Genomic DNA, 26,151 nt, shown 5'->3' on the forward strand with positions numbered 1-26,151 from the left:
CCGGTGCGGCCGGGTCGGGCTCCGCAGGCGGGCAGGGCGTGGACGCCTGACGCGCCGTCCGCCGTCCACCGGCCGCCGTTCACGGGACTTCGGGCCGGTCGCGGTCCCGGTCCCGGTCCTGGGTTCCGGACCGGCGCGGACGCCGGTGGCGGTGCGGCCACAGGGCCAGCCCGACACCCCAGGCGGCGGCGAACAGGCCGAGCAGGGCGATGGGGCGGGACCACTCGCCCGCCGCCGTCGGCGCGAACGCCACCGGCAGCACCAGGCACGACGACGCCACCGCGACCAGGGCGCGGGCCGGTGCGAGGACCCGGCCGTGCGGGCCGAGGACGTCGAGCAGCAGCAGGTGGCCGACGAGCAGCACGGTGACGGCCAGGGCCCGCCAGAACGGCGGCTCGCCCAGTGCGGCGAGCAGGACGCACCCGGTGGCGAGCACCGTGGTGCGGGCCTCCGTGAGGCGGGCGGTCCAGGTGAGCGGGCGGGCCGCCGGGGCCTCGGGAGGAACGGCGGCCCAGAGGGCGAGGGCGGTGGCCGCCACCGGGGCGGCGGGACCGAACCGGTCGGCCGCGCCACCGAGCGCGGCGGCCAGGGCGAGGGCCGCGCCCGTGCAGCGGGCGGCGGCTCGTTGGAGCCGGGGGGCCCAGGCGGCGAACGGGCCCGGTCGGTCGGCCGTCGCGCTCCCCGTCGCGCTCCCCGTCGCGTCGGCGCCCGGGACCGGGCCGGTCGCGGCGCCGGGCATCGCGTCGGTCGTGGTGTCGGTCGTGGTGTCGGCGGTGGTGTCGGTCGTGAGCGTGGTCCGGGACGCGTTCACCGGGCGGGTCCTCCGATCCTGCGGCGCAGCAGCGGAGCGAGCGCCAGGTCGAGTGCCTCGCCGGGGGTGTGGCGGGCCACGGGGATGCCCCGGCCGCGCAACGCCGAACGCATCGCCTCGCGTTCGGCGTGCCAGAGGCGCAGGGCGAGGGCGTCGACCTCGTCCCCGGGGTCGGTCGCCGGTTCGCCGGACGGGATCTCGACCACGACGAGCGGGTTGCCGCGTTCGCGGACCTGCCCGAGCACGTCGAGGATGCGCTGGTCGGCCAGCGGTGTGAACGCGTACACCAGCGCGTGGCCCGGCAGTGCGGGCAGCGGCAGGCGGGGGAGGGTGGGGCCGCGGTGGCGCCGGTCCTGGCGGACCTCCAGCACGCTCTCCACCATGCGGTAGAACTGGCGGTCCCCGCCGGCCGGGGTGAGCCAGCGCAGCCGGCCGCCGACGGCGATCAGCCCGACGCGGTCGTGCCGCCGCAGGTAGGCGCGGGTGAGGCCGCCGGCCGCCCGCAGCGTCTCGTCCAGGCTGGAGAGGCCGGTGGCCGCGTCGTGGAGGTCGGTGAGGGTGTCCAGCAGGACGACCGCGTCGGCGGCGCGTTCGGCGGCGAACTGGTTGATCTGGATCGCGTCACGGCGGGTGGTGGACGGCCAGTGGATGCGCCGCTGGCGCTCGCCGGGTACGTGCGGGCGCACGCCGACGACCTCGACGCCGGTGCCCTCGTGCGCGGTGATGTGTTCGCCGATCCGCTCGGGCAGGCGGACCGGGATCGGGGTCAGCCGGGAGGCGCTGGGCACCGGGAAGACGTCGACCTCGCCCAGTTCGGCGCGCACGGTGCGGCGGGTGAGTCCTCCGGCGTCGTAGACGTCGAGGTCGACCGCGCCCAGGGTCCAGCGGCCCCAGGCACCGGTCCGGAGGACCAGGTCGATCCCGTCGGCGCCGACGGTGAGGGCTTCCGGGGTGAGGCCGGTGCCGAAGGAGAAGGTCGGGTCGAGCGGGCCGATCCGCCCGTCGTGCCGGAGGGTGATCCGGACGGTGACCTGCTCGCCCTCGAAGCAGCGGCGCGGTTCGGCGGTGGCCTCGGCGGTGAGCTCCGTGGGGCGGGCGGGCCCGGGGGCGGCGAGGGCGAGCAGGACGGCGGGGCCGGCGGCCAGGGCGAGCAGCCAGGGGCGGCCGGTGGCCAGGGCGGCGACGGCTGCGGCGGCGGCCACGGTGAGCAGGCGCAGGGTCCGCTCGCCGGCTCTCCAGTGGGGGGAGGGCGGGGACTTCGGCAGACCGGCCAGGGTGGCCCGGGTGCTGCGGGCCAGTACCCGGAGGCCGGCGGCGTGCGAGGCGGCGGACGTGCGCGCGGTGCCGGTCCGGCCGCCGGCGGGTGGCGCCGCGCTCATCGCGTGCCGCCGGGGGCGGCCACGGCGCCGGGCCCCGGGCCCTCGCCCGGGCCTGCGGCCGCACGCGGCACGGTCTGCGGGGCCGGTACCGAGTCGACCAGCCGGGCCATCACGTCGTCCGCCTCGACCTGGCGCACCCACAGCTCGGGCCGGAGCGTGAGGCGGTGGGCGAGGGCGGGCACGGCGAGCGCCTTGACGTCCTCCGGCGTCAGGTAGTCGCGGCCTTCCAACATCGCTCGGGCGCGGGCCAGTTGGACCAGGGCGAGGCCGCCGCGGGGCGAGGAGCCGACCTGGACCTGCTGGTCACTGCGAGTGGCGTCGACCAGCGCCACCACGTACGCGACGAGGTCGTCGTCCACCTCGACGCGCTCCAGGGCCGCCTGCATGGCGAGCAGCTCGGCCGGGCTGCTGACGGGCTCCAGCACCGGCTCGGGCGTGGCCCGGTCCAGGCGGGCCCGGAGCACGTCCGCCTCCAGCCCGGTGGACAGGTAGCCCATACGGACGCGCAGCAGGAACCGGTCGAGCTGGGCCTCCGGCAGGGCGTAGGTGCCCTCGTACTCGATCGGGTTGGCGGTGGCGATCACCGTGAAGGGCTGCGGCAGGCGCCGGGTGGCGCCGTCGACGGAGACCTGCCCCTCGGCCATCGCCTCCAGCAGCGCGGCCTGGGTCTTGGGCGGGGTGCGGTTGATCTCGTCGGCCAGCAGGAGCTGGGTGAAGAGCGGGCCGGGCCTGAAGACCATCTCCCCGCTGCGCCGGTCGTAGAACGGGGCGCCGGTGACGTCGGAGGGCAGCAGGTCGGGGGTGAACTGGATCCGGCGGAAGTCCAGGCCGAGGGTGGTCGCGAAGGATCGCGCCAGGAGGGTCTTGCCGAGGCCGGGAAGGTCCTCGATCAGGACGTGACCGCCGGCCAGGACGCCCAGCATGACCAGCTGGAGGGCCTCCGGCTTGCCCACCACCGCCCGGTTGACCTCCTGGAGCACCTCGCGTGCGCGCTCGCCCGCCTGGTGCGGTGTCAGGACGGCCGTCCCGGTGCGGCCGTTCGGGTCGTGCGCGGCGTCCGGGTCGGCGGTGGCCTGGGGAACGGCGGTCATGACTCTCCTGAGAGGCTGATGGGTGCGGTGTCGTGGTGGGGTCGGGTCGGCGGCGCCGCCGCCGGTCCGGGGGGACGGTGCGCCCAGGGGTGTGGCCGTGGCCCGGGACGCCGCGCGGCTACAGGGATTCGAGCCGGTCGACGAGGGCGTGCAGGACCGGTGCGGGGACGGTCGGGGCCGGCGCCGGGGACTCCGGGTCGATCCAGGGCCAGAGCCGGGGCCCGAGCAGCTCGGCGACCCGGTCGCGGTCGGTGGCCAGGGAGAGACCGTGGGCCTCGGAGAGGCGTGCGGCGAACAGCCGTTGGAGGCGCAGGCGCAGCAGCTGGCCGTCCCCCTCCGGGTCCAGCCCCTGGCGGACGGTCCACCGCCAGTCGCCGAGCCCCTGCCCGTAGCTCTCCATCAGCCGGGGCCGGCGGCGCAGGGACACCTCCGCGAAGCCCGCGCCGGCGACGACGCGGGCGGTGACCAGGGCGGCAGCGACCAGTACGACCGCTCCGGCGCCGGCCGCGGGGAGGCCGCCGACCAGGGCGAGCAGGATCTCGGCCAGGACCGCCGCCGCGCTCAGCTCGACCAGGCTGTGCCGGATCGAGCCGGGCGTGATCCGCGCGCCCTCCGGTCGTCCTTCCGGTGCCGCCCGCTCGGGCCCGGCGGCGCTCACCGGTGCTCTCCCGGCGCACCGGTCACGCCCGCCCCGGCGGCCGTGACCGGCGTGCCCGGCCCGTTCGGTCCGTTCGGTCCGGTGGGGCCCGAGGGCGCGGCGGCCCGGTTCTCCAGGCCCGCGGCGACGGCGTCGAGGGCCGTCCGCGCGCGCTGCACGTGGGTGTCGTCCATCGGGTGGGTGGAGTAACGGGCCTCGCGGAACAGGGCGGTGAGGGCCCGGGTGTGGAAGGGGTCCACCCCGTCGTGGGAAACGGCACGGTCCAGCAGCTCCGTCGGACTGTCGCAGTCGCGCCGGGACACCCCGGAGACCGCCAGCGAGCCCTCCATCGCCGCGTAACAGGCGATCACGGCGGCCCGGGCGTCGTCGCCGACCAGGGCGCGCCGTCCGGTGACCAGGGCGAGGGCCAGGACGTCCCCGGGCCGTGGCGGTGCCGCGGGCAGCGGGGCCCCCGGTCGCGGCCGGCGGGAGAACCGCAGCCGGCCGAACCTCCGGGCGACGGCGACCACGAGCGCGGCCAGCAGGACGAGGACCAGAATGCCCCCGAGCAGGGCCAGCACGCCGCCGTGCAGAGCGTCGTCCTGTGCGGCCTCCACCGCGGGATCCCCGGGCGGCATCGTGGTCGTCGGCATCACCTGGGGCAGGTCGCGAGCGACCGGCTCCGGCCTCGCCCGGACGTGGAGGACCATCATCAGCACCGGCACCGCGAGGACGAGGGCGGTCAGCAGCGTGACGGCACACGCCCGCAGTCGCTCGGCCCAGGGCGTCGGCCCGGTGAGGTGACGGACCTCCTCGCGCAGACGCGAGGTGTAGCGCCCGACGAGGACCACCCAGCCGAGCGCGAGCAGCACCACCCACCCGATGGTGCCCACCGGTCCGGTGGCGGCCGTGCCGAGCAGCCCGCCGTCCGGCCGGAGCGCGGCTGCCGCGAGCAGCAGACCGGCCACGACCAGGACGACCCCGGACACCTGCCCGGTGCCCGGCCGTGCCGTGTCGACCTGCCCCGATCGGCGCGCGTTCCGCGCCGCATCGTCGTTCATGCGGATACCCCCGTGCCCCCGTGGCGCGAACCGATGCACGCCGGGTGCAGCTTCGCATACCACCTGTCGTACTGTCACGAGTCCTGGCGGTCGGGCCGTCCGTCGCCTTCGGGCGGTGGCTTCGTTCCACTCAACTTGCGTGCAGGTCAAGGTGGTTGCGGCCGTCGACAGTCACCCCCGGGCCGATCCGCAGACCGTCCGCCGGTCCCGCGGCACGTCCACCGGCCCGCGTCCGGCGTGGGGCCGGCGCCCCCGGGCGTGTCACCCGGCCGCCGGCGTCGCCCTTCGCGCCCGGCCGCGCGCCCACGCCCGCGCGACCGCTCCCACCAGGTCCAGTCGCGGTCCGGTCGGTGACCGGGTGCGGACACGTCCGGTTCAGGTCCCCGCGGTCTCGTCCGGGTGGAGGCCGTCGAGGATCACGGCGAGGCCGAAGGCGAACTCGTCGGCGTAGTCGTAGCCGGGTTTGAGGACGTGTTCGGTGGCCAGCTCGGCGAGGTGGGGGTAGGCGTCGGCGGGCATCTCGCGCAGGATGGCCTCCGCCACCTCGTCCAGCTCCGCCGCGCCCTTGAACGGCAGGCTCAGCTCCTGGAGCACGAAGCCGTACAGGTAGCTGTCGACCAGCGAGACGGCGTGCGCGGCCATGGCGACGGAGAAGCCTCCGGCGCGCAGCGCCCCGATGACGGCGTCGTGGTGGCGCAGGGTCGCCGGTCCGGGCCGTGAGCGGGAGTCCATGAGGCCGATGGCCCACGGGTGGCGCAGCAGGGCGGCGCGGGCGGAGAGCACGCGGTGGCGTGTGGCACTCCTCCAGTCCGTGTCGCGCGGCGGCAGGTCGATCTCGGCGAACACCGCGTCCACCATCCCGTCGAGGATGTCCTCCCGGCCGGTCACGTGGTGGTAGAGCGACATCGCCTCGACCCCCAGCGGTTGGGCGATGGCCCGCATGCTGAGCGCGGCCGACCCCTTCTCGTCCGCCACCTCCACCGCCGTGCGGATCACCCGCTCGCGGCTGAGCGGGGTGCGTGCCGCCGCCCCGCGCCGGCCCTTGCCTGCCTCGGGCATCCGCCTCTTCCTTCCGCTCCCATTGACTGCCTTACAGCATAAGGCTAACGTGCCTTACACCATAAGGTCACCATGCCGGCGAAGGGGCTGCGCCATGGGCACGGATCGTGTGATGAAGGTCTGCATCGTCGGGGCTTCGGGGAAGCTCGGGCAGTACATGGTCAGGCACGCGCTGGACCGCGGCTACGAGGTGGTCGGCGTGTGCCGGGAGCGCAGCGTGCCGAAGCTGGCCGCGTTCGAAGGGCGGATGACCGTCGTCCCCGGAGCGACGAACGACCCCGAGGCGATCCGGAGGGCCGTCGCCGGGTGCGACGGGGTGTTGACCGTGCTCGTGCCCTGGGGCGTGCAGCAGTACGCGTCGGGCACTGCGCAGGCGGTCCTCGACCACGCACGGCCGGGTGCGCGCCTGGTCTTCTCGTGCGGGTGGCACATCACCCGGGACGGCAAGGACCGGTACTCGTGGCTGTTCACCACCGCCCTCCGGATCGTCGCCGTGCTGGGCAAGCTCGTCCGCGCCGTGGAGATCGACGACCAGGTGGAGGCGTGCCGGAGGGTCTTCGCCAGCGACACCCGGTGGACCGTGGTGCGCGGCAGCGACCTGGAGGAGGGCGAGAGCCAGGGCCTGCCGGTGTGGAGCCGGCACGTGGGCGACCCGGTCCTGGCCGGCAACCTGACGCGACGGGTGGACTTCGCGCTGTTCATGGTGGAGGCGCTCACCGACGACGCGCTCGTCCACGAGGCCCCGGCGATCGTCGGCCGCCTGACCCCCGCCGCCCTCGCCCACACCGCCGCCCCGGACGGCCCCGGCTAGGCCGGCCTGGGCGATCGACCGTGGGAGGCGGTGGTGCCGGACCGCCTCCCGAGGTGCTTTCGACGGCCTGCGGGGCGGTCGTCTAGCATGCCGGGTCATGGCGATGTTCGTGCACCTGACCTCGGCGGCGAACGTGCCGCGCATCCGGCGGTCCGGGATCCGTGCCGTGAGCCACGGGCAGGGCGGTGCTCGCGGGGTGTACTGCTTTCCGGTGCTGCCGTCGTACACCCTGACGCACCAGTGGCTGCGTGAGCTGGCGCGATTCGGCAGCCAGGGCGGGATGGTGGCCGTCCACCTGCGTCTCGATGACGCCCAGCAGGTGCTGGTGGGGCGCTACGCCGACCAGGCGAAGCCGGCCCTCTCCGCGGCGGAGGCGGTGCGGCGGATCGCCGGGGTGGCGGATCCCCGCGGGTGGGAGGTGTTCGTGCCCCGGGCGATCCGTCCGCGCGAAGTGCACAGGGTCCGCACCCCGCCGCAGGTCGCGGGCTGGCGCTACGTGCCCGGCGCCCACGGTTCGCGCCCGTGCACCTGCCGAGGGTGCCGGGTGCGGGGCGAGTACGGCGGGCGGCGCCTGCGTGAGCGGTTGCCGCACCCGCTGGACGGCCCGCCCCCGCCGGTCGGGGTGCTGCTGGACCGGATCGCGGAAGCCGGTGACCCCGGGGACCCGGCCGCGCTCCGTGACGCGCTGTACTGGCTCGGGATGCGCCGGCGCGGCCCGCTCGACCGTCTCGCCCACCTCGCCGCCCACCCCGACCCCACGGTGCGGGGGGACTTGGTGTGGGCCGTCGGCCGATGGTCCACGCCCGGGGTCGGCGAACTGCTGGACGGCCTCGTCGACGACCCGCACCCGGACGTGCGGCGAGCGGTCGAGGACGCCCGTGCACCGAAGTGATCACTGACCCTTCGGAGCCGACCGTCGAGGGGTCCGACGCAGGTCGCCCGAAGCGGCGCCGGGGCCGCATCGGGGCCGCTTCGGGCGACCGCACTTGCTGACGAATTGTCAGCAAGTGCGGTCCAGCTCCTTGACGGTGCGCGGACACGGTCCTACAACGTAGTCAGCTCGCCGTGACGTCCCCGACTGTCCGGCGAGCGTCGGACGTCCGCCTTCTCGCGCCCTCACCGAGACGAGGCTTTCCCATGCGTACTCGCACCTTTCCGGCCCTGGTGGCCGTCGCCGCGGCGCTGACCGCCGGTGCCGCCCCCGCCTCCGCCGCGTTCGCCGCCTCCCGCACGGCCGCCGAGGTGTCCGTGCTGACCACCGGCGGCGCCGGCGGGCCGGCCGTCGCCGTGGGCGACGTCCTGGTCGCCCCGCTCGCCGCAGGCTCCAGGGCCACCTTCTCCTCGACCGCCGACGGCTCCACCGGGGTCAGCTGCGGCGTCTCGCCGTTCACCGCACGGGTGCTCGGCAACCCCGCCGCGCCGGGCACCGCGACGGAGTCCCTGACCGGGCTGACCTTCGGCTCGTGCACGGCCAACGTCACCGGCGTCACGTCGGTCAGGAGCCTCACGGTCGGCAACCTCGCGTACCACGTGGCGGTCGGCGGCGGCGCCGGCCTCCCGGTCGTCCTCACCCCCGGGGCGGCGGGACCGATCCAGGCCTCGGCCGTCCTGAACTCCTGGTTCGGCACCCTCACCTGCACCTACCAGCTCAGCGGCGCCTTCACCGGAACCGCGGACAACGCGACCCACAGCCTGGCCTTCCGCAACGAGCGCTTCGTCAAGAGCGGCGGGTCGGGCCTCTGTCCCGGCGAGGGGTACTTCTCCGCCACCTACGGGCCGCTGGTCGACACCAGCCGGGCCGGCAGCCCGCCGGTCCACGTGAACTGAGTTCCGGCCCCCGCCCCGAAACAGCCCCCGCCCCGACGGCCCCCGCCCGGACAGCCGCTCGCCCGGACCGGCGGGGGCCGTCCGGGCGGCGGTCCACGTTCTCCCGGATCCGGCGGGCATGAAAGTCCTGAGGGCGGTTAGACGGGTGGTGTCGACCGCTGCCAACGGAGGGAAACTCGCCGTGACCGACATATCCCGCCTGCCCGGGGCGTCCGAGCACCACTGGAACTGGCAGCTCCGCAGTGCCTGCCGTTCCGCCGACACCAGGCTGTTCTTCCACCCCGTCAACGAGCGGGGATCCTCCGCCGAGCAGCGCGAGCAGGCCGCCAAGTCCGTCTGCGCCCGCTGCCCCGTCCGCATCGAGTGCCGGCGCTACGCCCTGGCCGCCCGTGAACCGTACGGGGTGTGGGGCGGGCTCTCCGCGGAGGAGCGCCGGTCGGTCCTGCGGGACCCCGGCGTGCAGGCGCGGACCTGACCGGTCGTCGGACCCGCGGCACCACGGCCTCCGTTCCGGACGCGGCCGAGAGAGAACGCTGGTCCCGGGCGGAGTCGGCCCCGGACCGGAGAGGAGCACCACGCCATGACCACGAACCCTTCGCCCCCGCCGGGGACACCGCCGCACCCGGAACCGCCCGAGCCGATCCGGCCGCCCCTTCCGCCCGACCCTCCCCGGCCCCCGGGCAGTCCCGTGCCCCCGCCGGAACCGCCCCGCCCGGCGCGGCCCCGTCCTGTGCCCGATCCGGGGCACCCCGGCCCCGGTGAGCCGCCGGACTGACCCGTCACCCGTGCCGCCTCCGGTGGCCGCGCGGTTCGGCGCGCCGCTTCCGCAGGCCGGGGCCTGCCCGCCGGCCCGGCCCGACGCCGGGTCGCGGGGCGCGCCGGAGCGGGCGAGAGCTCAGCCCATGCTCTTCGCGCCGTCCAGGGCCTCGCGGATGATGTCGGCGTGGCCCGAGTGCTGCGCGGTCTCGGCCACGATGTGCAGCAGGACCCGGCGGGCCGACCACCGCACGTCGCCCTCGAACCAGGGGGCCTTGGGGAGCGGGTGCGAGGCGTCCAGGTCGGGGAGCACGGCGACCAGCTCGTCCGTCCGGCGGGCGACCTCGGCGTAGTCGGCCAGCGCACCGGCCAGCGTCTCCCCGGGCAGCAGCTTGAACTCGTTCTCGCGCCGGGTCCAGTCGGCCTCGGTCATGGCGGTGAAGTCCGGCATCGCGGACGGGCCCGACAGGATGAAGTCCACCCAGCCCCGCTCGACCGCCGCGACGTGCTTGACCAGCCCGCCCAGGCAGAGCTCGCTCACGGTGGTGCGCCGCCCGGCCTGTTCGTCGGTCAGGCCCTGGGTGGTGAGGCGCAGGAACCCCCGCTGCTGGCCGAGCATGTCCAGCAGGTCGGCCCGCTCGCCGGTGGCGACCGGTGCGGCCTCCGTGGTGGTGGCCCGGTCGAGGGTCGTGATGTCGTTCATGGTCTCCGCCTTCGTCGGTAGTGCGTTCCGTCGACAGGAACCACCGTAGGAGCCGTGTAGGTCAGATCGTGTCCGCGACTGTCCTCCGTTGCTGCTCCGGAGCCAGGTACCGGCGGCCGGCTATCTGTTCGAAGATCAGGTTGGTCCGGGTCTGTGCCACCGCCGGATGCGTCGTCAGGTTGTCCACGACGAAGTCGCGCAGGCCCTCCGGGCCGGCGACCCCCACGTGGAGCAGGTAGTCGTCGGACCCGGCCATGTGGAAGACCGCGAGGACGCCGGGCAGGTCGGGGGCGGTGCTGCGGAAGCTCTCGTTCTGCTCCCGGGTGTGCGCCCGGAGCCGGACCGAGATCATCGCCTGGAGCGGGAGACCGATCGCCGCCGGGTCGACGTCCGCGCGGAACCCGCGGATGATCCCGCGCTCCTGCAGTGCGCGCACCCGGGCCAGGCAGGTCGAGGGCGCGACGCCGACCGCCTCGGCCAGGGCGTTGTTCGGCATCCGGGCGTTGTCGGCCAGGGCGCGGATGATGGTCCGGTCGATGTCGTCGACGGGCGTCCTGCGGGCCTGCTGATTGTTCGGCACGGCGCACAGAATCCCAGCAGATTCCGACGATTCGCAAGGATTCCCGCACCGGAACCGAATCTTCTTCGGGAGATCTTCCACCCGGCGCGTGGAAGTTCCATTCTGTCGGCGAGCCGCGAACGCCGTTTCGCCGCTCGGCCGATCCCCGTCCGCGGACCGGCCGACCGATGACCCGGGAGTGCCGCGCCCATGAGCCCGACCGCCACCTTCGCCGCCGCGACCGCCGCCGACCCCGGTCCGGAGCTGGACGGCCGGGACTTCGCGCTCCCCGAGAGCGGGCTGGACGACGCCCGGCGCGTGCGCGCCCTGGACACCGTCGACGCCTACCTGTCGCGCAAGCGCCGGCACCTGGTCGGCTACCAGGCCACCCAGGACATGCAGGGCTGCGCGCTCGACCTGGCCCGGTTCATGCCGAACAACATCAACAACCTCGGCGACCCGTTCCGGAGCGGCGGCTACAAGCCGAACACCAAGGTCGTCGAGCGCGCCGTACTCGACTACTACGCGACGCTGTGGAACGCCCGGCGCCCGCACGACCCCGCGGACCCCGAGTCGTACTGGGGCTACATGCTCTCCATGGGGTCGACCGAGGGCAACATGTACGCGCTCTGGAACGCCCGCGACTACCTGAGCGGTAAGGCGCTGATCCAGGCACCGGCCGCCCCCCTCGACGCGCTGCGGTACGTCCGGGCGACGCCCGACCGGCACAACCCGAACGCGCACCGACCGGTCGCGTTCTACTCCGAGGACACCCACTACTCCTTCGCCAAGGCCGTCCAGGTGCTGGGCGTCGAGACCTTCCACGCCGTCGGCCTGGAGCGGTACCCGGACGAGAGCCCGCTGGCCGATCCGGTCACCGGCCGCCGCGCCTGGCCCACCGAGGTGCCCTCCCGCCCCGGCCCGTCCGGCCTGTCCTGGGACGGCCCGGGCGAGATCGACGTCGACGCCCTCGCGGCGCTGGTCGAGTTCTTCGCCGCCAAGGGGCACCCGGTCTTCGTCGGCCTGAACCTCGGCAGCACCTTCAAGGGCGCCCACGACGACGTCCGGGGGGTCTGCGAGCGCCTGCTGCCGATCTTCGAGCGCCACGGCCTGGTCCGGCGCGAGGTGGTGTACGGCACCGACCCGCGGACCGGCGAGCCGCTGTCCGACGTGCGCCGAGGCTTCTGGATCCACGTCGACGGCGCCCTGGGCGCCGGCTACGCGCCGTTCCTGCGGCTCGCCGCCCAGGACCCGGCGGCGTACGGCTGGTCGCCCGAGGCCGCGACACCGGAGTTCGACTTCGGACTCACCCTGCCCACCGAGCGGTCCGGCGACGTCGACATGGTCTCCTCGATCGCCATGAGCGGCCACAAGTGGCCCGGTGCGCCGTGGCCGTGCGGGATCTACATGACGAAGGTGAAGTACCAGATCTCGCCGCCGTCCCAGCCCGACTACATCGGCGCACCGGACACCACCTTCGCCGGTTCGCGCAACGGGTTCTCCCCGCTCGTGCTCTGGGACCACCTGTCCCGGCACTCCTACCGGGACCAGGTGGACCGGATCCGCTCGGCCCAGGAACTGGCCGGCTACCTGGAGTCCCGCCTGCTGGAACTGGAGCGGCGCACCGGCGTCGCGCTCTGGCCGGCCCGCACGCCGGGCGCCGTCACCGTGCGGTTCCGGCGGCCCGGGCCCGAGCTGGTGGCCAAGTGGTCGCTCTCCTCCCAGGACGTCCTGACGGTCCCGGGCGACGAGACCACCCGGCGCAGCTACGTGCACGTCTTCCTGATGCCCTCGGTCGACCGCGCCAAGCTGGACGCCCTGCTCGCCGACCTCGCCGGGGACCCCACCTTCCTGGCCGGCCCGCCGGCCCCGGGCGGCCCCGCGGGCGTGTAGCGGGGCCCCCGCCCGGGCATGGCGGGCGAGCACCGGCCCGGGCGGGAGGACGCCGGGCGGAACTTTTCGTTATCGCGGCGGTCGTCGGGCGGTCTCCTGTGCTGTGGTGACCGCCCCTGCCACGCGCACCTGCCCACCCGGGCGCCCCCCGGCGTGCCCGTACGCGAAGGACCTGCCGATGCCCGCCTCCGTCCGTTCGCTCTCCCGCGGCTGGGCACTGGCCTCCTGCGTGCCCGTGCTGCTCTTCCTCGGACTCGTCGCCTGCGCGTCGTCCGCCCCTCCGCCGGTCCCCCCGGCCGGCGCGTCGTCCCCCCTCGCCGGGCACGGGGGCCGGGCGGCGGCGGACCACGGCGCGACGGCGATGCCCGCTGCCCCCGCAGGGCCCGCGACCGACGCGTCCCCCGTCGTCCCGGACGTGCCCGACGGCCTCACCGCCGAGCGCGACGGCTACCGCCTGGACGCGCACCTCACCGAGCTGCCCGCCGGCCGGGCGGTGGCCTACCCGTTCACCCTCACCGGCCCGGACGGCCGGACGGTCACCGAGTTCGTCGAGCACCAGACCAGGAAGCTGCACTTCTACGCGATCCGCAGCGACCTCACGGGCTTCCAGCACCTGCACCCGGTGATGGCCCCCGACGGCACCTGGACCGCCGACCTGGCCGCCCTCGGCCCGGGTGGCTGGCGGATGTACGCCTCGTTCCTCCCGGACGCCCGGTCGCGGCGGGGCAGCGAGATCGTGCTCAGCCGTACCGTCACCGTGCCGGGCGAGGCCGTCCCGGTGCGGCTGCCGGCCCCGGCCGGCACCACCACGGTCGACGGCTACACGGTGGCCCTCCGGAGCGAGCCGACGGCCGGCGCCCACCGGCTCACCGCCACCGTCAGCCGGGACGGCCGACCCGTCGACGCCCTCCAGCCCTATCTGGGCAGCTACGCCCACCTCACCGCCTTCCACGAGGGAGACCGGGCGCTGGCCCACCTCCACCCGACGGACCGGGTCGACGGCGACCACGGCGGGCCGGACCTGACCTTCTACGCGATGTTCGGCAGGCCCGGGAACTGGCGGGTGTTCCTGCAGTTCCAGACCGAGGGACGGCTGCACACGGCGGAACTCACCCTCGGCGTCGGCTGACGGCCGGGGCCGGGAGCCGGTGGCGCGATCAGGGGCCCGCGCCCGTTCAGCCGGCCGGCCGGGTGGCGCGCAGGACGCCGATCTTGTCGATCCGGTGCTCGGGGTTGCCGTTGGCGTCCCGCCAGCGGTTGCCCGCGGCGTTGTCCTCCGGCGTGGCGCAGGTCGAGACGGTGACCATCGGCTGGACTGCCGCCTCGCCGGGACGCCCCGGAACGGCCGCGCGCTGCTCGGCCAGGGAACGCGGGGAGCGGAACGACGTGGCCCTGGTGCCCGTGATCACGTACTCGTACGCGGTGCCGTCCAGGGTGACCAGCACGACGTCGCCGTCGCGCACCGCGGGGAGGTCCCGCAGCGGGCTCCCCGCGGAGAGCCGGTGCGCCGTGACCAGGTAGTTGCCCACCTGGCCCGGGCCGACGCCGCCCTGCTCGCCGTAGGGGCTGGCCGCCACCCCGCCGTTCTGGATCCGGGTCCCCGGCGCGTCGTCCGTGGTGCCCTCGTAGGGCACCACCTTCAGCCCCGCCAGTCCGATGGCGGGGATGGCGAGGACGGCCGTGCCGGTGCGGGCGCCGGTGTCGCCGGGAGCGGACGGCGCGGCGGTGGCCGACGGCGCGGTGGTGGCAGCCGGCGCGGTGGGGGTGGCAGCCGGGGCCGAGGAGCCGGTGACCGAGGGGTCGGCGCCGGACGCGGAGGAGCTCGTGGAGGCGCCGGGCGGGCTCGCGGGGGACGACACCGCGGTCGGCGGGTCGGCCGTTCCGGCGCCGGCCCCTCCGCCCGCGCAGCCCGCGAGAAGGGCGAGGACCGCTCCGGCGAGCGCGGAGGCGACGAGCTGGGGTGCGGGCACGGTGATCCTGGGGAGTCCGGGGGTGGTTCGTGGGCCGCCATGGTGCCTCACCGGCGACGCCCGGCGGCGGGGCGGAGGACGGGCGGAGGCGAAACGTTCGTCTCTCGTTATCTTGACCGCCCCTGCGTCGGTCCGCGCATCAGGGCCCGGGGTGCCCCGCCACCGCCCCGCGCGCCCCGGCCGCGCGCCCCGTGCTGCGCGCCACCGCCCCGCGCGCGCGACCGTCGCCGTGCGTGCCGCCGCCGGGCCCGCCGACGGTCAGCGGTCCGGACCGAGGACCACGTCGGCGATCAGACGCGCCACCGCGTGCGGCTGCTCCACCATCACCAGGTGCCCGCTGTCCGGGACCACCTCCAGGGTCACGGACGGGCAGGCCTCCAGCGCGGCGTGCTCGGCGTCGGTCAGGCCCACCTCGTCGCGGTCGCCGCGCACCACCCACGCCCGGGCACCGGAGCCGCACAGCCTGGGCACCAGCGAACCGTGCCGGTCCAGGTACGCGAAGTACTCGGCCATCGCCCGGCGGCAGAACGGCGCGGAGTTCTTCCTCAGATCGGCGAGCAGCGCCGGCCTGCGCCGCTCGGGGATGCTGTCCGCGAGTGCCTTCGGCGCCAGCCACAGCATCGCCGGCCAGGCCGCGGCCCCGAGACCGGGCACGCGTCCGATCGCCGTCGCTACCGCCAGCGCCCTGGACTCGTCCGGCCGCGAGAACGTCGGGGACAGCAGCACCACCGGGCCGGAGAAGTGCCCGCCGCCGACCATCTCGATGGCGATGTTCGCGCCGATGCTGTGACCGACCACGACCGTGCAGCCGTGCTCGGCGGCGAAGGCACCGGTGATCGCCGCGTAGTGCTCCATCGACACGTCCGCGGGCGCGACCGTCCCGGCGTGGCCCGGGACGGTCGCCGCCACCAGGCGGATCGGTGCGTCGGCGAGCGGCGGCGCGGCCGTCATGTCCTCGTAGAAGGCCGTACTGCACAGCCCGCCGGGCAGCAGCAGGACCCGGTGCGGGGCGTCGGCCGGGCCCGCCTCCCGAACGTCCCACGTGTGGAATGGCGCGGCACTGCTCACGGCTGGACCCTCCGTCTCGTTCGACCCCCTCGGAAGTCTCCCGCGCCGCCGCCCGCCGGTCGGTGACCCGGGGCCGGGCGCGGCATGTCGGACCGCGGCCGCCGTGTCCGCGGCGCGGTCGGCCGTTGCGCCCGCCCGGTCGGCGTGCCGGTGCGACCGCTGGCGGCCGCACCGGCACGCCGTTACGTTCGCGACATGAGCGAGACCAGCACCCCCGGCCGCGGCCTGCGTGTCCTCCGCGCGCCCGAGACGCTCCTGGACGAGCCCGGTGCCCGCCTCTCCCACGGCGGCGTCCTGGACACCCCGTCGGGTCTGTTCACGGTCCTGGCTCTCGAACGCCGGCCGGGTCCGCCGCGCCCGGCCGGATCCGTGTCGCCCTGGCTGGTCTACCTCACGGAGCCCGGCCGCCGCGACGCGCTGCTCGCCCTTCCCGGCCTCTTCGGCGACGCCGAGCACGGCGTCCAGTTCACCGTCTGCAGCTTCGGCCCCGTGCGGGACCCCGGTCGGCTGGTGATGGCCGTCCACCACCCGGATCTCCCGCGTTCCCTGGGGGTGTTCCTCGACTCGCCGGTGACGCCGTCGTCCTCGGCCGCGTGGCTCGTCGAGCCGGCGGTCCTGCCGCCACCGGCCCCCCAACCGGTCCAGGTGTGGCACACCGGGCTCCTCCGGATCCGGAACCTGCTGTTCACGCACCTCGAAGCCACCCCCGACTCCCCGGGCACCGCCGGCGGCCCCGGCACTCCCGACCTGGTGGACGACCCGGCGTGGGACCTCAGCTCCCGGCGCCCCGAAGGCACACCGCGCCCCCTGCAGGCCGGATTCCCGGACGGCGCCCACCACCGCCGGGGCGCCGCCTCGGCGGGCCCCGGGCACTCCAGCTACGACGGCATCCTCTCCGCCCCCGACTCCCCGGCGCTCTTCACCTGGACCTGCCATCCCTGCGGAACCACGGCCGAACAGTCGGTCCGTCCGCGATAGCCGGCGTCAAGATCGTTACGTGGAACGGTTGTTGTGGGCCGACGGGGCCGGGCCGGGTGAGCGGGGGCGCTGCCCGGGCGGTGCGAAGTCCGTGATCGTCCGAGGTAAAGCCACTGGTGGGCGGCCCGTTCATTCGGAATGATCGTGCTCGTGACAGACGCACCGATCGGCCGCAGCGCCGAATACACCATCCTGACCACCGGCTACGTGGGCTCCACCGGCCCCGGGGTCGCCGCCACCGTGTCCTACATATCCGACGCGGGCCGCCACGTGATCTTCGACCCGGGCATGGTCGCGAGCCGTGACCGCATCCTCGCCCCGCTCGCGGAACTGGGCCTCGGCCCGGACGACATCACCGACGTGGTGCTCAGCCACCACCACCCGGACAACACCATGAACGTGGGCCTGTTCGGACGGGCGACGGTCCACGACCACAAGGTGGAGTACTCGGACGACCGGTGGCGGAACCGGGACGCGGAGGGGTACGAACTCACCCCGTCGCTGCGGCTGATCCGCACCCCGGGGCACAGCCCCGAGGACATCACGCTGCTGGCGGGCACGAGCGCGGGCGTGGTGGCGTTCGCCGGCGACCTGTGGTGGCACTCCGAGGGCCCGGCTGACGACCCCGTCGCCCCCGACCGTGAGGTCCTGCGTGCCTCCCGGCTGCGGGTGCTGGCCGCCGCCGACCTGATCGTGCCCGGCCACGGAGGCCCGTTCAAGGCCGACGACGCCGCGCCGCTCTAGCTGTTCTGTCCTGTGAGGTCCGCGGCGCGGACCGCGGAATGCCGTGCGGACATTCCTCGGTGACACGAAGGCGCACGGGGCGGCGGGGTCCGCGAGGTCGACGGACCTCCGCGCGCCGCCGCCCCGCACCGCCCTGTGCGCCGTTCCGGGCCTGCCCGGTTCGGTTGCCGGTCCGGCTCGTTGACAGGGCATGGCGGAAGACGTGGAAGGCGCCGGACCGGCGCCGATGGTGTGGGCGCTGGCGGTGCACGAGTCGGCGGCCGGGGTGCCCTTCGCGGAGGTGATCGTGGAGATCGGCCCGCACCTGTACGGCGAGTTCGTCGAGAGCGTGGTGGACAGCGGGTTCGTCCTGGCGGCGGGGGAGCCGCCCGCCACCACCGCCGTGATGGAGGTGCGCGGATCGCTGCTGACGCGGCTCGTACTGGTGGGCGGCCGACAGGTCTGGGAACCGGCCTCCGAGGTCCGGGCCTCGCCCGGGTGGGTGTCGGCGGCCGAGGGGCGCGGCAGGGTGATCGTGATCCTGGTGCCACCGGGTACCTGGCCGCCCGACCTGATGGAGCTGGGGACCGAGGAGGGCATCGGCGTCTTCACCCGTCGGCTGGACGAGGCCCGGGCCGCGGGGCTGCTGCTGCACGGCGCGGTCCGCCTGGACAGCGGGCCCGAACGAGCCGCCGACCGCCCCTGACCCGAGGCCGGCACCGGCCGTGACGGACCGACACCCCGGCACCCCGGCATCCCGGCATCCCGGGGCGCCGGGCCGGGAACCCTGATCGCCGCCCCCGCGCCCGGTACGCCCTCGGCCGTCACTCCGGACGCAGGCTCAGGACGAGCTCGCGCGGGAGGCCGTGGGTGTCGTGGAGGTAGTGGAGGTCCTCCTCGCCCAGCGGTCCGTGGAAGCGGGGCCGGGCCAGGATCCGCCGTCCGCGTTCCAGCAGCCGGCCGAAGCGCTGCTCCTCGTCGAGCAGCACCCGCCGCACGACGTCCTGCCCCACGTCCTGGCGGAACCGGTCCAGGGTGTGCCGGATCAGCTCGTCCGGCAGGTCCCCGAGACCGCGCCGCGGATCGTCGCGCCGCAGGACGGTGAGCACCCGTCGCACGAGCCGGCGCAGGACGTAGCCGCGGCCGGTGTTGGCCGGGCGCACCCCGTCGCCGATCACGACCACGGCGGAGCGCAGGTGGTCGCACACCAGCCGCAGTGACGGTTCGTCCAGCCGCCACAGCGGTGGCACGAGCCGGCGCCAGGGGTCGAAGACGTCGCACTCGAACACCGACGTCCGGCCCTGCAGCAGCGAGGCCAGCCGTTCCAGGCCGAGTCCGGTGTCGACGTTGCGTTGGGGGAGCGGCACGAGGGATCCGTCGTCGAGGCGGCGGTGACGCATCATCACGTGGTTCCACACCTCCACCCAGCGGTCGTCGCCGGTCGGCGTCGACTCCGGCGGGGTGTCGCCGGTCCACAGGAAGATCTCCGAGTCCGGGCCGCACGGGCCGGTCGGTCCGTTGGACCACCAGTTGTCCTCGACGGTGAGTTCCACCGGCACCCCGCGTTCCTGCCACAGCTCCAGGGAGGAGGTGTCCGGGCCGGTTCGGTCGTCGCCGCCGAAGACGGTGGCGTGGAGCAGCCCCGGGTCGATGCCGAACCCGTCGGTCAGCAGCCCGAAGCCCCAGTCGAGGCTCGACGGTCCCTCGTAGTCGCCGAGCGACCAGCTGCCGAGCATCTCGAAGACGGTCAGGTGCGTTCGGTCGCCGACCTCGTCGAGGTCCGTGGTGCGCAGGCAGCGCTGGACGTTGACCAGTCGCCTGCCGAGGGGGTGCGGGCGCCCCTCCAGGTAGGGGGTGAGCGGGTGCATGCCCGAGGTCGTGAACAGCACCGGGTCGCCGGGAGGGGGCAGCAGGGTCGAGCCGGTGATCCGGCGATGCCCGCGCTCCTCGAAGTACTCGGTGAACGTGCGGACGATCTGATCGCTGTGCATGGGGTGGGCTCCTTCGCGGAACAGCGGGAAGGGCACCGGAGAACAGGTCCGCCCGGTCGACGGAACCGGGGCGCGAACGCGTGGAGCCACCGGCGGACCGTTTCCGGTGGCCGGTGGGAGTGACGGGATACGTCAGGCGGCGGCAACCGGCGAGCTGGTCGCTCGCGCGGTCGCGGTGGTGCTTCGGCCCATGACGTTCATGGTCCCGAGGCTAACGCGCCCCGTGCCCGGGGGCCACACCTTTTGTGCGTGCTCCGCCGAGGCCGGACGCCGGGGGGACCAGGGACGCCCCGGGACGCGCCGGGCGGGCCCGGCCGGGCCCGGTGGCGACGGTGCGGCGGCGGGCGGCACAATGCTCGATCGTGAAGATCACTGCGCGGGAGCTCAACCGGGCCACACTCGGCCGCCAACTGCTGGTGCGACGTGAGCCGCTGGACGTCGTCGAGGCCCTCGGCCGGGTGGTCGCGCTGCAGGCGCAGCACCCGGCCTCGCCCTACCTGGCGCTGTGGAACCGGATCGACGGTTTCGCCCCGGCCGAGCTGGACGCCGCGTTCGCCGACGGCAGGATCCTCAAGGCGACCCTGATGCGGATCACTCTGCACGCGGTCCGGGCCGACGACTACCGGGTCCTGCGCCGGGCGATGCGGCCGACACTGTACGCCGCCCGGCTCGGGAACCGCTTCGCCGCCGCCGGACTCACCCCGGCCGACGCCGAGGAGCTGGTGCCGTCGCTGCTGTCCTTCGCCGACCAGCCGCACGCGAACGGCGAGATGGAGGCCTGGCTGGGCGAACGGCTCGGCGCCGAGCGGCAGGCGGGCGCGTGGTGGGGACTGCGGGCGTACGCGCCGCTGGTGCACGCCGTCACGGGCGGTCCGTGGTCCTTCGGCCCGCGGCCCTCCTTCGTCGCGGCCCACCCTCCGGAGGAGCCCCGGACCGGACCGGGCGGCCGTGAGGTGGACACCGAGGCGCTGGAGACCCTCGTCGTGAGGTACCTGGCCGGATTCGGGCCGGCCTCCGTCGCGGACGTCGCCCAGTTCGCCACGGTGCAGCGGGCGCCGGTGCGTACGGCGCTGCGCGTGCTGGAGGCCGCCGGCGCCGTCGAGCAGCTCCAAGGGCCGGACGGTACAGCGCTGTTCGACCTTCCCGACGCCCCGCGCCCGCCGGCCGACACCCCGGCGCCGCCCCGCCTGATGGCGATGTGGGACAGCGTCCTGCTCGCGTACGCCGACCGCAGCCGGCTGATCCCGCCGGACTACCGGCGGCTGGTGATACGCAACAACGGTGACGTGCTGCCGACCCTGCTGGTGGACGGTCACGTCGCCGGGGTCTGGCGACCGGTCGAGAACGGCATCGAGGCCACCGCCTTCCACGAGCTCTCCGCCGGGGCGTGGGAGGGCCTGGCCGAGGAGGCCCGCGCCCTGACGGGACTGCTGGCCGACCGCGAGCCCCGCGTCTACCGCCGCTACGACCACTGGTGGCCCCGGCTCCCGGAGGGCGTGACCAGGGTACTGCCTGGCTGAACCGGGCCCGCGACGACCCGGTGCGTCGGGGGCTACCGGGCCCGGTCCTCCAGGACGGCCTGTGCGGCGTTGTGTCCGGGAATGCCGCTGACGCCACCGCCGCGGATCGCTCCCGCGCCGCACAGCAGGACGTTGGGGCGGTCCGTCGCCACGCCCCAACGCGCTGCGGGGCTGTCGCCGGGGTCCTGGGCCGTTTCGCCGACGGCTTCGTCGGCGGCGAAGGGGAACGAGAGATCCCGGTGGAAGATGTGACCGCCCGGCAGGCCGACCTCCCGCTCCAGGTCGAGCGGCGTCTTGGCCTCCAGGCAGGGCCGGCCCTCGCGATCCGTCGCCAGGCAGTCGGCGATCGGCTCGGCCAGGACCGCGTCGAGCCGGGCCAGACTCGACGCCAGCGCCCGCTCCTTGGCCGCCGGGTCGGCGAAGAGCCGTGCGGGCATGTGCAGGCCGAACAGGGTCAGCGTCTGGAACCCCTGCCGGATCGCCTCAGGACCCAGGATCGACGGGTCGGAGAGGGTGTGGCAGTAGATCTCCGAGGGCGGAGCCGAGGGGACCCGGCCCGCCGCCGCCTCGGCGTAGGCCGTCTCCAACTGCCGGTAGCCCTCGGCGATGTGGAAGGTGCCGGTGAACGCCTCCCGGGGATCCACGGAGACGTCCCTGAGGCGCGGCAGTCGGCGCAGCACCATGTTGACCTTCAGCTGGGCGCCCTCCGGGGCCGGCCCGGGATCGTCGCCCAGCAGGCGGGCGAGGGTCGCGGGGGCGGCGTTCACCAGGACCCGGCCCGCCGCCACGGTCGCCTCCCCGTCCCGATGGCGGTAGGACACCTCGGCGTCGCCGACGCCGGCGGTGGCGACGGCGGTGACCTCGCAGCCGGTCCGGATCTCCGCACCGGCTGCCAGGGCGGCCCCGGCGAGGGCGTCCGTCACGGCGCCCATCCCGCCGACGGGGACGTCCCAGTCGCCCGTCCCGTTGCCGATCACGTGGTAGAGGAAGCAGCGGTTCTGCAGCAGCGAGGCGTCATGGGCGTGGGTGAAGGTGCCGATCAGCGCGTCCGTCAGGACGACTCCGCGCACCAGGTCGTCGGCGAAGGTCCGCTCGATCGTCTCGCCCAGCGGCCGTTCGAAGAGTGCCTCCCACGCGGCGTCGTCCGCGACCCGTCGGCGCAGCCCGGCGCGCGAGGGCAGCGGCCCGGTCAGCGTCGGGAACACCCGGCGGGCGACCTGCCCGGTCATCCCGTAGAAGCGCTGCCAGGCCTCCCACTCCCGCTCCGTCCCGGTCAGGGCCCGGAACGACTCCCGCGTCCGGCCGGGATCGGCCGCGTCCACCAGCAGCCCGGTGGGCTTCCCGTCGCGGAGGGTGGGGGTGTACGAGGTGATCCGGCGCCGCCGAAGGTCCAGCCGCAGCCCCAGGTCCCGGACGACCTGGTGCGGCAGGAGGCTCACCAGGTACGAGTAGCGTGACAGCCGGGCCTCCACTCCCGGGAACGCGCGGGCCGACACCGCGGCCCCGCCCACGTGCGGCAGCCGTTCGAGCACCAGGACCCGGAGTCCGGCGCGCGCCAGGTACGCCGCCGCCACGAGTCCGTTGTGTCCACCGCCGACGATCACGGCGTCGTACCTGAGGGACGGGTGCGCGCTCACACGGCAACGCTACGGCACCGGCGGCGGCCGGGGAACATGTGCGCGTCAACGAGACGCGTCTCATCGGGTGTCTCATCGGGCGCCTCGACTGGGCGCCTCGACTGGGCGCCTCGACGGGGCGCGTCGCCTTCGCCCGGAGCGTGGCGTCGGGGCCGGCACCGGCCCCGGCCTCGAATAACCCCGGGAGCGGAATGGACCTGGGGGCGGGATTCACGACAGAATGGTCTAGACCTCACTGTCGCTCCAGAAATGGTGGACCAATGGAAATCGTGATCGTGCCCGACGCCGCCGCCGCAGGCAGCCTCATCGCCGCAGCGATCGCCGATCTGCTGACCGCCAAGCCCGACGCCCTGCTCGGTGTGGCCACCGGCTCCACCCCGACGCCGATCTACCAGGCGCTCGCCGCCCGCGTGGAGGCCGGAACCGTCGACGCCTCCCGCGCCCGGATCTGCCAGCTGGACGAGTACGTCGGCCTCCCGGCCGGCCACCCCGAGTCCTACCGCTCGGTGGTCCTGCGTGAGGTCGTGGGTCCGCTCGGTCTGACCGAGGCCTCCTTCATGGGCCCGGACGGCAACGCGCAGGACATCGCCGCAGCGGCGACCGACTACGACCGCGCGCTCGCCGAGGCCGGCGGCGTGGACCTCCAGCTGCTCGGCATCGGCACCGACGGCCACATCGGCTTCAACGAGCCGTGCTCCTCGCTCGCCTCCCGGACCCGCATCAAGACGCTGACCCGGCAGACCCGCGAGGACAACGCCCGCTTCTTCGACAGCCTCGACGAGGTGCCGCACCACGTGCTCACCCAGGGCATCGGCACCATCCTGGAGGCCCGCCACCTGGTGCTCCTCGCCACGGGCGAGGCCAAGGCCGAGGCCGTGGCCCTCGCGGTGGAGGGCCCGCTGTCCGCGCTGGTGCCCGCCTCGGCCCTGCAGCTGCACCCGCACGCCACCGTCGTCGTCGACGAGGCGGCCGCCTCCGGCCTCAAGCTCGCCGACTACTTCCGTGACACCTACGCGGCCAAGCCCGCCTGGCAGGGTCTCTAGAGGTACACCGTCCGGCAGCCGCAGGGCTCGTCGTGGCCGCTGACGTACCCGCGCCGACGAGCCCCGCTGCCGGCCGCCGGGCGGTCCCGCCTGCCCCTCGCGGCAGCGGGGCCGCCCTGCCGTCGGACGGCGCGATGACGACCCTCGCGCGTCCGACCCCGGGATCGAGAGCCGCCGGCCGCACCGGCTGACCGGTCGTTCCGCCGCCGAGGCCGCTCCCTCGACGCGAACGGGTTGACGTTCGGCCCTCCCCGACCGTGTCATGCACTGCACGGCGCCGACGTACGCGCGCGCCGGCCTGCCCGGGGGGCCTTCGTCCGGGTCGGTGGTCAACAACTCCCGACGGCGTGGTGACTCCGCCGCCGGGCCCGGGGCGTGAAGCGCGGGCCGTGTCCGTCTGCTCGGAGTCGCGTACCCGTAGCCCGCCGGGTAAGCCGGCCGCCTCGGTGCAGGACGCGTTCCCGTTCGGGCTGTGCGAGCACTTCCGCCGGCTCGGAGGGCGTGGCTGGTGTCGATGGTGCGACGTGGTGCCATTCGGCGCCACATCGGCGCCGCCCGGTGTCACCCTGTGCCGGTGCGGTGGTGGTGCCCGCGCGGTGTCGGCCCGATCCGGGTTCCCGGTTCTATGTTTCGCCAGGTCAGAGGGGCCCTCCCTGAGGCCGCGCCACGCGGGGTGTCGCAGGGGCTTGCGGATGGCGCCATCGTGGTGCCACCATGGCGTCATGGACCTCACCCCGTATGTCGAGAACCTCCGTCGCGAACTCGCGGTGGCCGCCGAAGCCGGTGGGGAGGGCGCCCGCGAGCTGGCCGAGCGGCTCACCCTGCCGCTGGAATCGGCGACTCGTCTGACCTTGCTCAACGTGCTCTCCGCGGCGATGGACGAGGTCACCCGTGAGCTCGCCCCGGGGTCGGTCGACGTGCGGCTGCGCGGACTGGACCCCGACTTCGTGGTGACGCCGCCGTCGGCGGCCGGCCCCGCCGAAGCGCCCGTCGTGCCCGCCGAGCCGTTCCGGGCGCAGGTGTCCGCGGACGGGGACGAGGGCGGTACCGCCCGCGTCAACCTGCGACTGCCGGCGCACCTCAAGGCGCGTGCCGAGGAGGCCGCGACCCGTGAGGGCCTGTCGGTCAACGCGTGGTTGGTGCGGGCCGTGTCGGTGGCGGTCGACGGTGGCGCGCGCCCGCGGGCGACGGAGAGGACCCGAACGGTCGGACAGAGCATCACGGGCTGGGTGCGCTAGCCACGCGCCCGCCGGCACCACTCCACCCACGTGCTGCGTCCCACCAGGGGGGACGCTGCCGAGACCCACGAGGACGGTACAGCCATGCCTTCTTTCGACACTCCCGAACCGATCTCCGTCACCGCCCACGTGGAAGCCGGCTCCGTCCGCTTCACGGCGGCGGACCGCCTCGACACCGTCGTCGAGGTCCGGCCCCGCGACCCGAAGAAGGACCAGGATCTGCGGGCCGCCGAGCGGACCGAGGTCGTCTACGCGAGCGGCACCCTGACCGTCAGGACCCCCAGGCAGCGCAACTCGCTCCGCCGCCCCGGAGTCGTCGACGTGACGGTCGAGCTGCCCGAGGGCTCGCACGTCGTCATGACCGGCTCGTGGACCCAGGTCCTCGGGGAGGGCCGGCTCGGCGAGACCCGGGTGAAGACCTCGTCCGGCGACGTCCGCCTCGACGCCACCGGTCCGCTGACGCTCACGGCCTCCCACGGCTCGATCACCGTCGACCGGATCGAGGGTGCGGCCGAGATCACCACCAGCTCCGGCAGTCTGCGCGTCGGCACCGTCGACGGCCCCGCCGTCCTGAAGAACTCGCACGGCACCACGACCGTCGACACCGCGACCGGCGACCTGCGGGTGAGCGGGGCGAACGGCGACATCAGCATCGGACGCGCGCTGGGCCCGGTCGCCGCCACCACCGCCCACGGGACCCTGCGCGTGGGTGAGGTGGTCCGCGGCGCCGTCCAGCTGGAGACCTCCTACGGCGCCATCGAGGTCGGCGTCCGCAAGGGCACCGCCGCCTGGCTCGACGTCAGCTCGGGCTCCGGGCAGGTGCGCAACACGCTCACCGACTCCGCGCCCCCGGAGCAGGCCGAGGAGACGGTCGAGGTCCGTGCCCGCACCCGGTACGGCAACATCGACATCCTTCGCGCCAGGTCCTGACGCCCGCGGCAGGACCGGCTTCACCCCACCGACTCCCTCAGCTCCGCTTCAGCCCCGAACGGGAGGGCCCCGTGCCTTCGTCTGTCATGCCCACGCCCAGGCGAGGTGGCGACCCGCAGCCGCCCGTCGCCATCTCCGCCACCGGTCTGCGCAAGTCCTACGGCGACAAGACCGTGCTCGACGGCATCGGTCTGAGTATCCCGGCCGGATCCGTCTTCGCCCTGCTGGGCCCGAACGGCGCCGGCAAGACCACCGTCGTCAAGATCCTCTCCACGCTCATCGGCGCCGACGGCGGGCAGGCCCGGATCGCGGGCCACGACCTGACGGCCGCCCCGCAGGCGGTACGCGCCGCCATCGGCGTCACCGGCCAATTCTCCGCCGTCGACGGCCTCATCACCGGCGAGGAGAACATGCTCCTCATGGCCGACCTCCACCACCTCCCCAAGCAGGAGGGACGACGGATCGC

General features: G+C 74.9%; 26 protein-coding genes. 14 read left to right on the forward strand and 12 right to left on the reverse strand.

What is annotated here, in order from left to right; translation table 11 throughout:
- Positions 1 to 79: 79 nt before the first annotated feature.
- From ACFWIC_RS25185 to ACFWIC_RS25210, 6 genes are all read right to left on the reverse strand, one after another.
- Positions 80 to 811, reverse strand: a complete 732-nt coding sequence (locus tag ACFWIC_RS25185) for a hypothetical protein (RefSeq protein WP_380520057.1) — start codon at positions 809 to 811, stop codon at positions 80 to 82.
- Positions 808 to 2,190 (reverse strand): DUF58 domain-containing protein, encoded by a 1,383-nt coding sequence (locus ACFWIC_RS25190; RefSeq protein ID WP_380520058.1) that lies wholly within the window; start codon positions 2,188 to 2,190, stop codon positions 808 to 810. Before ACFWIC_RS25190 ends, ACFWIC_RS25185 begins: the two co-directional genes overlap by 4 nt.
- Positions 2,187 to 3,281 carry an AAA family ATPase gene (locus tag ACFWIC_RS25195; protein ID WP_380520059.1) on the reverse strand — a complete coding sequence of 365 codons (1,095 nt, stop codon included), beginning with the start codon at positions 3,279 to 3,281 and terminating at the stop codon, positions 2,187 to 2,189. Before ACFWIC_RS25195 ends, ACFWIC_RS25190 begins: the two co-directional genes overlap by 4 nt.
- A 118-nt stretch (positions 3,282 to 3,399) precedes the next feature.
- Positions 3,400 to 3,939 (reverse strand): hypothetical protein, encoded by a 540-nt coding sequence (locus tag ACFWIC_RS25200; RefSeq protein ID WP_329876557.1) that lies wholly within the window; start codon positions 3,937 to 3,939, stop codon positions 3,400 to 3,402.
- Positions 3,936 to 4,979 (reverse strand): DUF4129 domain-containing protein, encoded by a 1,044-nt coding sequence (locus ACFWIC_RS25205; RefSeq protein WP_380520060.1) that lies wholly within the window; start codon positions 4,977 to 4,979, stop codon positions 3,936 to 3,938. The genes ACFWIC_RS25200 and ACFWIC_RS25205 overlap by 4 nt, the downstream gene beginning before the upstream one ends.
- Before the next feature lie 375 nt (positions 4,980 to 5,354).
- Positions 5,355 to 6,038, reverse strand: coding sequence for a TetR/AcrR family transcriptional regulator C-terminal domain-containing protein (locus tag ACFWIC_RS25210; protein ID WP_329876561.1), 684 nt, complete (start codon positions 6,036 to 6,038; stop codon positions 5,355 to 5,357).
- 94 nt (positions 6,039 to 6,132) lie between these two features.
- On the opposite strand from ACFWIC_RS25210, the gene ACFWIC_RS25215 reads away from it, so the two are divergent.
- From ACFWIC_RS25215 to ACFWIC_RS25230, 4 genes are all read left to right on the forward strand, one after another.
- Complete coding sequence (locus ACFWIC_RS25215) at positions 6,133 to 6,849, forward strand: NAD(P)-dependent oxidoreductase (RefSeq protein WP_380520061.1); 717 nt, start codon at positions 6,133 to 6,135, stop codon at positions 6,847 to 6,849.
- A gap of 97 nt (positions 6,850 to 6,946) precedes the next feature.
- Positions 6,947 to 7,741 carry a HEAT repeat domain-containing protein gene (locus tag ACFWIC_RS25220; protein ID WP_380520062.1) on the forward strand — a complete coding sequence of 265 codons (795 nt, stop codon included), beginning with the start codon at positions 6,947 to 6,949 and terminating at the stop codon, positions 7,739 to 7,741.
- Between the two features lie 245 nt (positions 7,742 to 7,986).
- Complete coding sequence (locus ACFWIC_RS25225; protein ID WP_380360426.1) at positions 7,987 to 8,676, forward strand: Tat pathway signal sequence domain protein; 690 nt, start codon at positions 7,987 to 7,989, stop codon at positions 8,674 to 8,676.
- 181 nt (positions 8,677 to 8,857) lie between these two features.
- Entirely contained in the window at positions 8,858 to 9,151 is a 294-nt protein-coding gene (locus ACFWIC_RS25230; RefSeq protein WP_329876569.1) for a WhiB family transcriptional regulator, read from the forward strand.
- Between the two features lie 420 nt (positions 9,152 to 9,571).
- Here the strand turns inward: ACFWIC_RS25230 and ACFWIC_RS25235 are convergent, their stop codons facing one another.
- The gene (locus tag ACFWIC_RS25235; protein WP_355407405.1) at positions 9,572 to 10,135 is read right to left on the reverse strand and encodes a DinB family protein; all 564 of its coding nucleotides are present in this window, start codon (positions 10,133 to 10,135) and stop codon (positions 9,572 to 9,574) included.
- Between the two features lie 61 nt (positions 10,136 to 10,196).
- Positions 10,197 to 10,715 carry an Lrp/AsnC family transcriptional regulator gene (locus tag ACFWIC_RS25240; protein WP_380360423.1) on the reverse strand — a complete coding sequence of 173 codons (519 nt, stop codon included), beginning with the start codon at positions 10,713 to 10,715 and terminating at the stop codon, positions 10,197 to 10,199.
- 189 nt (positions 10,716 to 10,904) lie between these two features.
- Here ACFWIC_RS25240 and ACFWIC_RS25245 point away from each other — a divergent pair, with 189 nt between their 5' ends.
- Positions 10,905 to 12,587: a histidine decarboxylase gene (locus ACFWIC_RS25245; protein ID WP_380360421.1), complete on the forward strand. Its 1,683-nt coding sequence runs from the start codon at positions 10,905 to 10,907 to the stop codon at positions 12,585 to 12,587.
- Positions 12,588 to 12,765: 178 nt separating this feature from the next.
- Entirely contained in the window at positions 12,766 to 13,716 is a 951-nt protein-coding gene (locus tag ACFWIC_RS25250; RefSeq protein ID WP_329951260.1) for a hypothetical protein, read from the forward strand.
- A gap of 46 nt (positions 13,717 to 13,762) precedes the next feature.
- Here ACFWIC_RS25250 and ACFWIC_RS25255 read toward each other — a convergent pair whose 3' ends face one another.
- The gene (locus tag ACFWIC_RS25255; protein ID WP_380360419.1) at positions 13,763 to 14,557 is read right to left on the reverse strand and encodes a sortase domain-bontaining protein; all 795 of its coding nucleotides are present in this window, start codon (positions 14,555 to 14,557) and stop codon (positions 13,763 to 13,765) included.
- Between the two features lie 258 nt (positions 14,558 to 14,815).
- On the reverse strand, positions 14,816 to 15,625 hold the full coding sequence (locus tag ACFWIC_RS25260; protein WP_329876582.1) for an alpha/beta hydrolase: 810 nt from the start codon (positions 15,623 to 15,625) through the stop codon (positions 14,816 to 14,818).
- 195 nt (positions 15,626 to 15,820) lie between these two features.
- On the opposite strand from ACFWIC_RS25260, the gene ACFWIC_RS25265 reads away from it, so the two are divergent.
- The 3 genes from ACFWIC_RS25265 (at position 15,821) to ACFWIC_RS25275 (ending at position 18,032) form a co-directional block, all read left to right on the forward strand.
- Positions 15,821 to 16,603: a hypothetical protein gene (locus tag ACFWIC_RS25265; RefSeq protein WP_380363483.1), complete on the forward strand. Its 783-nt coding sequence runs from the start codon at positions 15,821 to 15,823 to the stop codon at positions 16,601 to 16,603.
- 150 nt (positions 16,604 to 16,753) lie between these two features.
- Positions 16,754 to 17,347 (forward strand): MBL fold metallo-hydrolase, encoded by a 594-nt coding sequence (locus tag ACFWIC_RS25270; protein ID WP_329951263.1) that lies wholly within the window; start codon positions 16,754 to 16,756, stop codon positions 17,345 to 17,347.
- A gap of 190 nt (positions 17,348 to 17,537) precedes the next feature.
- Positions 17,538 to 18,032 carry a hypothetical protein gene (locus ACFWIC_RS25275; protein WP_329876588.1) on the forward strand — a complete coding sequence of 165 codons (495 nt, stop codon included), beginning with the start codon at positions 17,538 to 17,540 and terminating at the stop codon, positions 18,030 to 18,032.
- Positions 18,033 to 18,150: 118 nt separating this feature from the next.
- Here ACFWIC_RS25275 and ACFWIC_RS25280 read toward each other — a convergent pair whose 3' ends face one another.
- Positions 18,151 to 19,317 carry an alanine--tRNA ligase-related protein gene (locus ACFWIC_RS25280; protein WP_380363486.1) on the reverse strand — a complete coding sequence of 389 codons (1,167 nt, stop codon included), beginning with the start codon at positions 19,315 to 19,317 and terminating at the stop codon, positions 18,151 to 18,153.
- A gap of 362 nt (positions 19,318 to 19,679) precedes the next feature.
- Here ACFWIC_RS25280 and ACFWIC_RS25285 point away from each other — a divergent pair, with 362 nt between their 5' ends.
- Positions 19,680 to 20,837: a winged helix DNA-binding domain-containing protein gene (locus ACFWIC_RS25285; RefSeq protein ID WP_380363488.1), complete on the forward strand. Its 1,158-nt coding sequence runs from the start codon at positions 19,680 to 19,682 to the stop codon at positions 20,835 to 20,837.
- Between the two features lie 32 nt (positions 20,838 to 20,869).
- Here ACFWIC_RS25285 and ACFWIC_RS25290 read toward each other — a convergent pair whose 3' ends face one another.
- Positions 20,870 to 22,474: a phytoene desaturase family protein gene (locus ACFWIC_RS25290; RefSeq protein WP_380363490.1), complete on the reverse strand. Its 1,605-nt coding sequence runs from the start codon at positions 22,472 to 22,474 to the stop codon at positions 20,870 to 20,872.
- Between the two features lie 260 nt (positions 22,475 to 22,734).
- On the opposite strand from ACFWIC_RS25290, the gene nagB reads away from it, so the two are divergent.
- The 4 genes from nagB to ACFWIC_RS25310 form a co-directional block, all read left to right on the forward strand.
- Positions 22,735 to 23,517 (forward strand): glucosamine-6-phosphate deaminase, encoded by a 783-nt coding sequence (gene nagB / locus ACFWIC_RS25295; protein WP_380363492.1) that lies wholly within the window; start codon positions 22,735 to 22,737, stop codon positions 23,515 to 23,517.
- A 722-nt stretch (positions 23,518 to 24,239) separates the two neighbouring features.
- Entirely contained in the window at positions 24,240 to 24,755 is a 516-nt protein-coding gene (locus tag ACFWIC_RS25300) for a toxin-antitoxin system HicB family antitoxin (RefSeq protein ID WP_380363494.1), read from the forward strand.
- Positions 24,756 to 24,839: 84 nt separating this feature from the next.
- Positions 24,840 to 25,685, forward strand: a complete 846-nt coding sequence (locus tag ACFWIC_RS25305; RefSeq protein ID WP_380520063.1) for a DUF4097 domain-containing protein — start codon at positions 24,840 to 24,842, stop codon at positions 25,683 to 25,685.
- An 86-nt stretch (positions 25,686 to 25,771) separates the two neighbouring features.
- A partial coding sequence (locus ACFWIC_RS25310) for an ATP-binding cassette domain-containing protein (protein ID WP_380520067.1) occupies positions 25,772 to 26,151 on the forward strand: 380 nt, incomplete at its 3' end.

It is taken from the genome of Kitasatospora sp. NPDC127035 (genome assembly GCF_042726075.1).
Taxonomy (GTDB): domain Bacteria; phylum Actinomycetota; class Actinomycetes; order Streptomycetales; family Streptomycetaceae; genus Kitasatospora.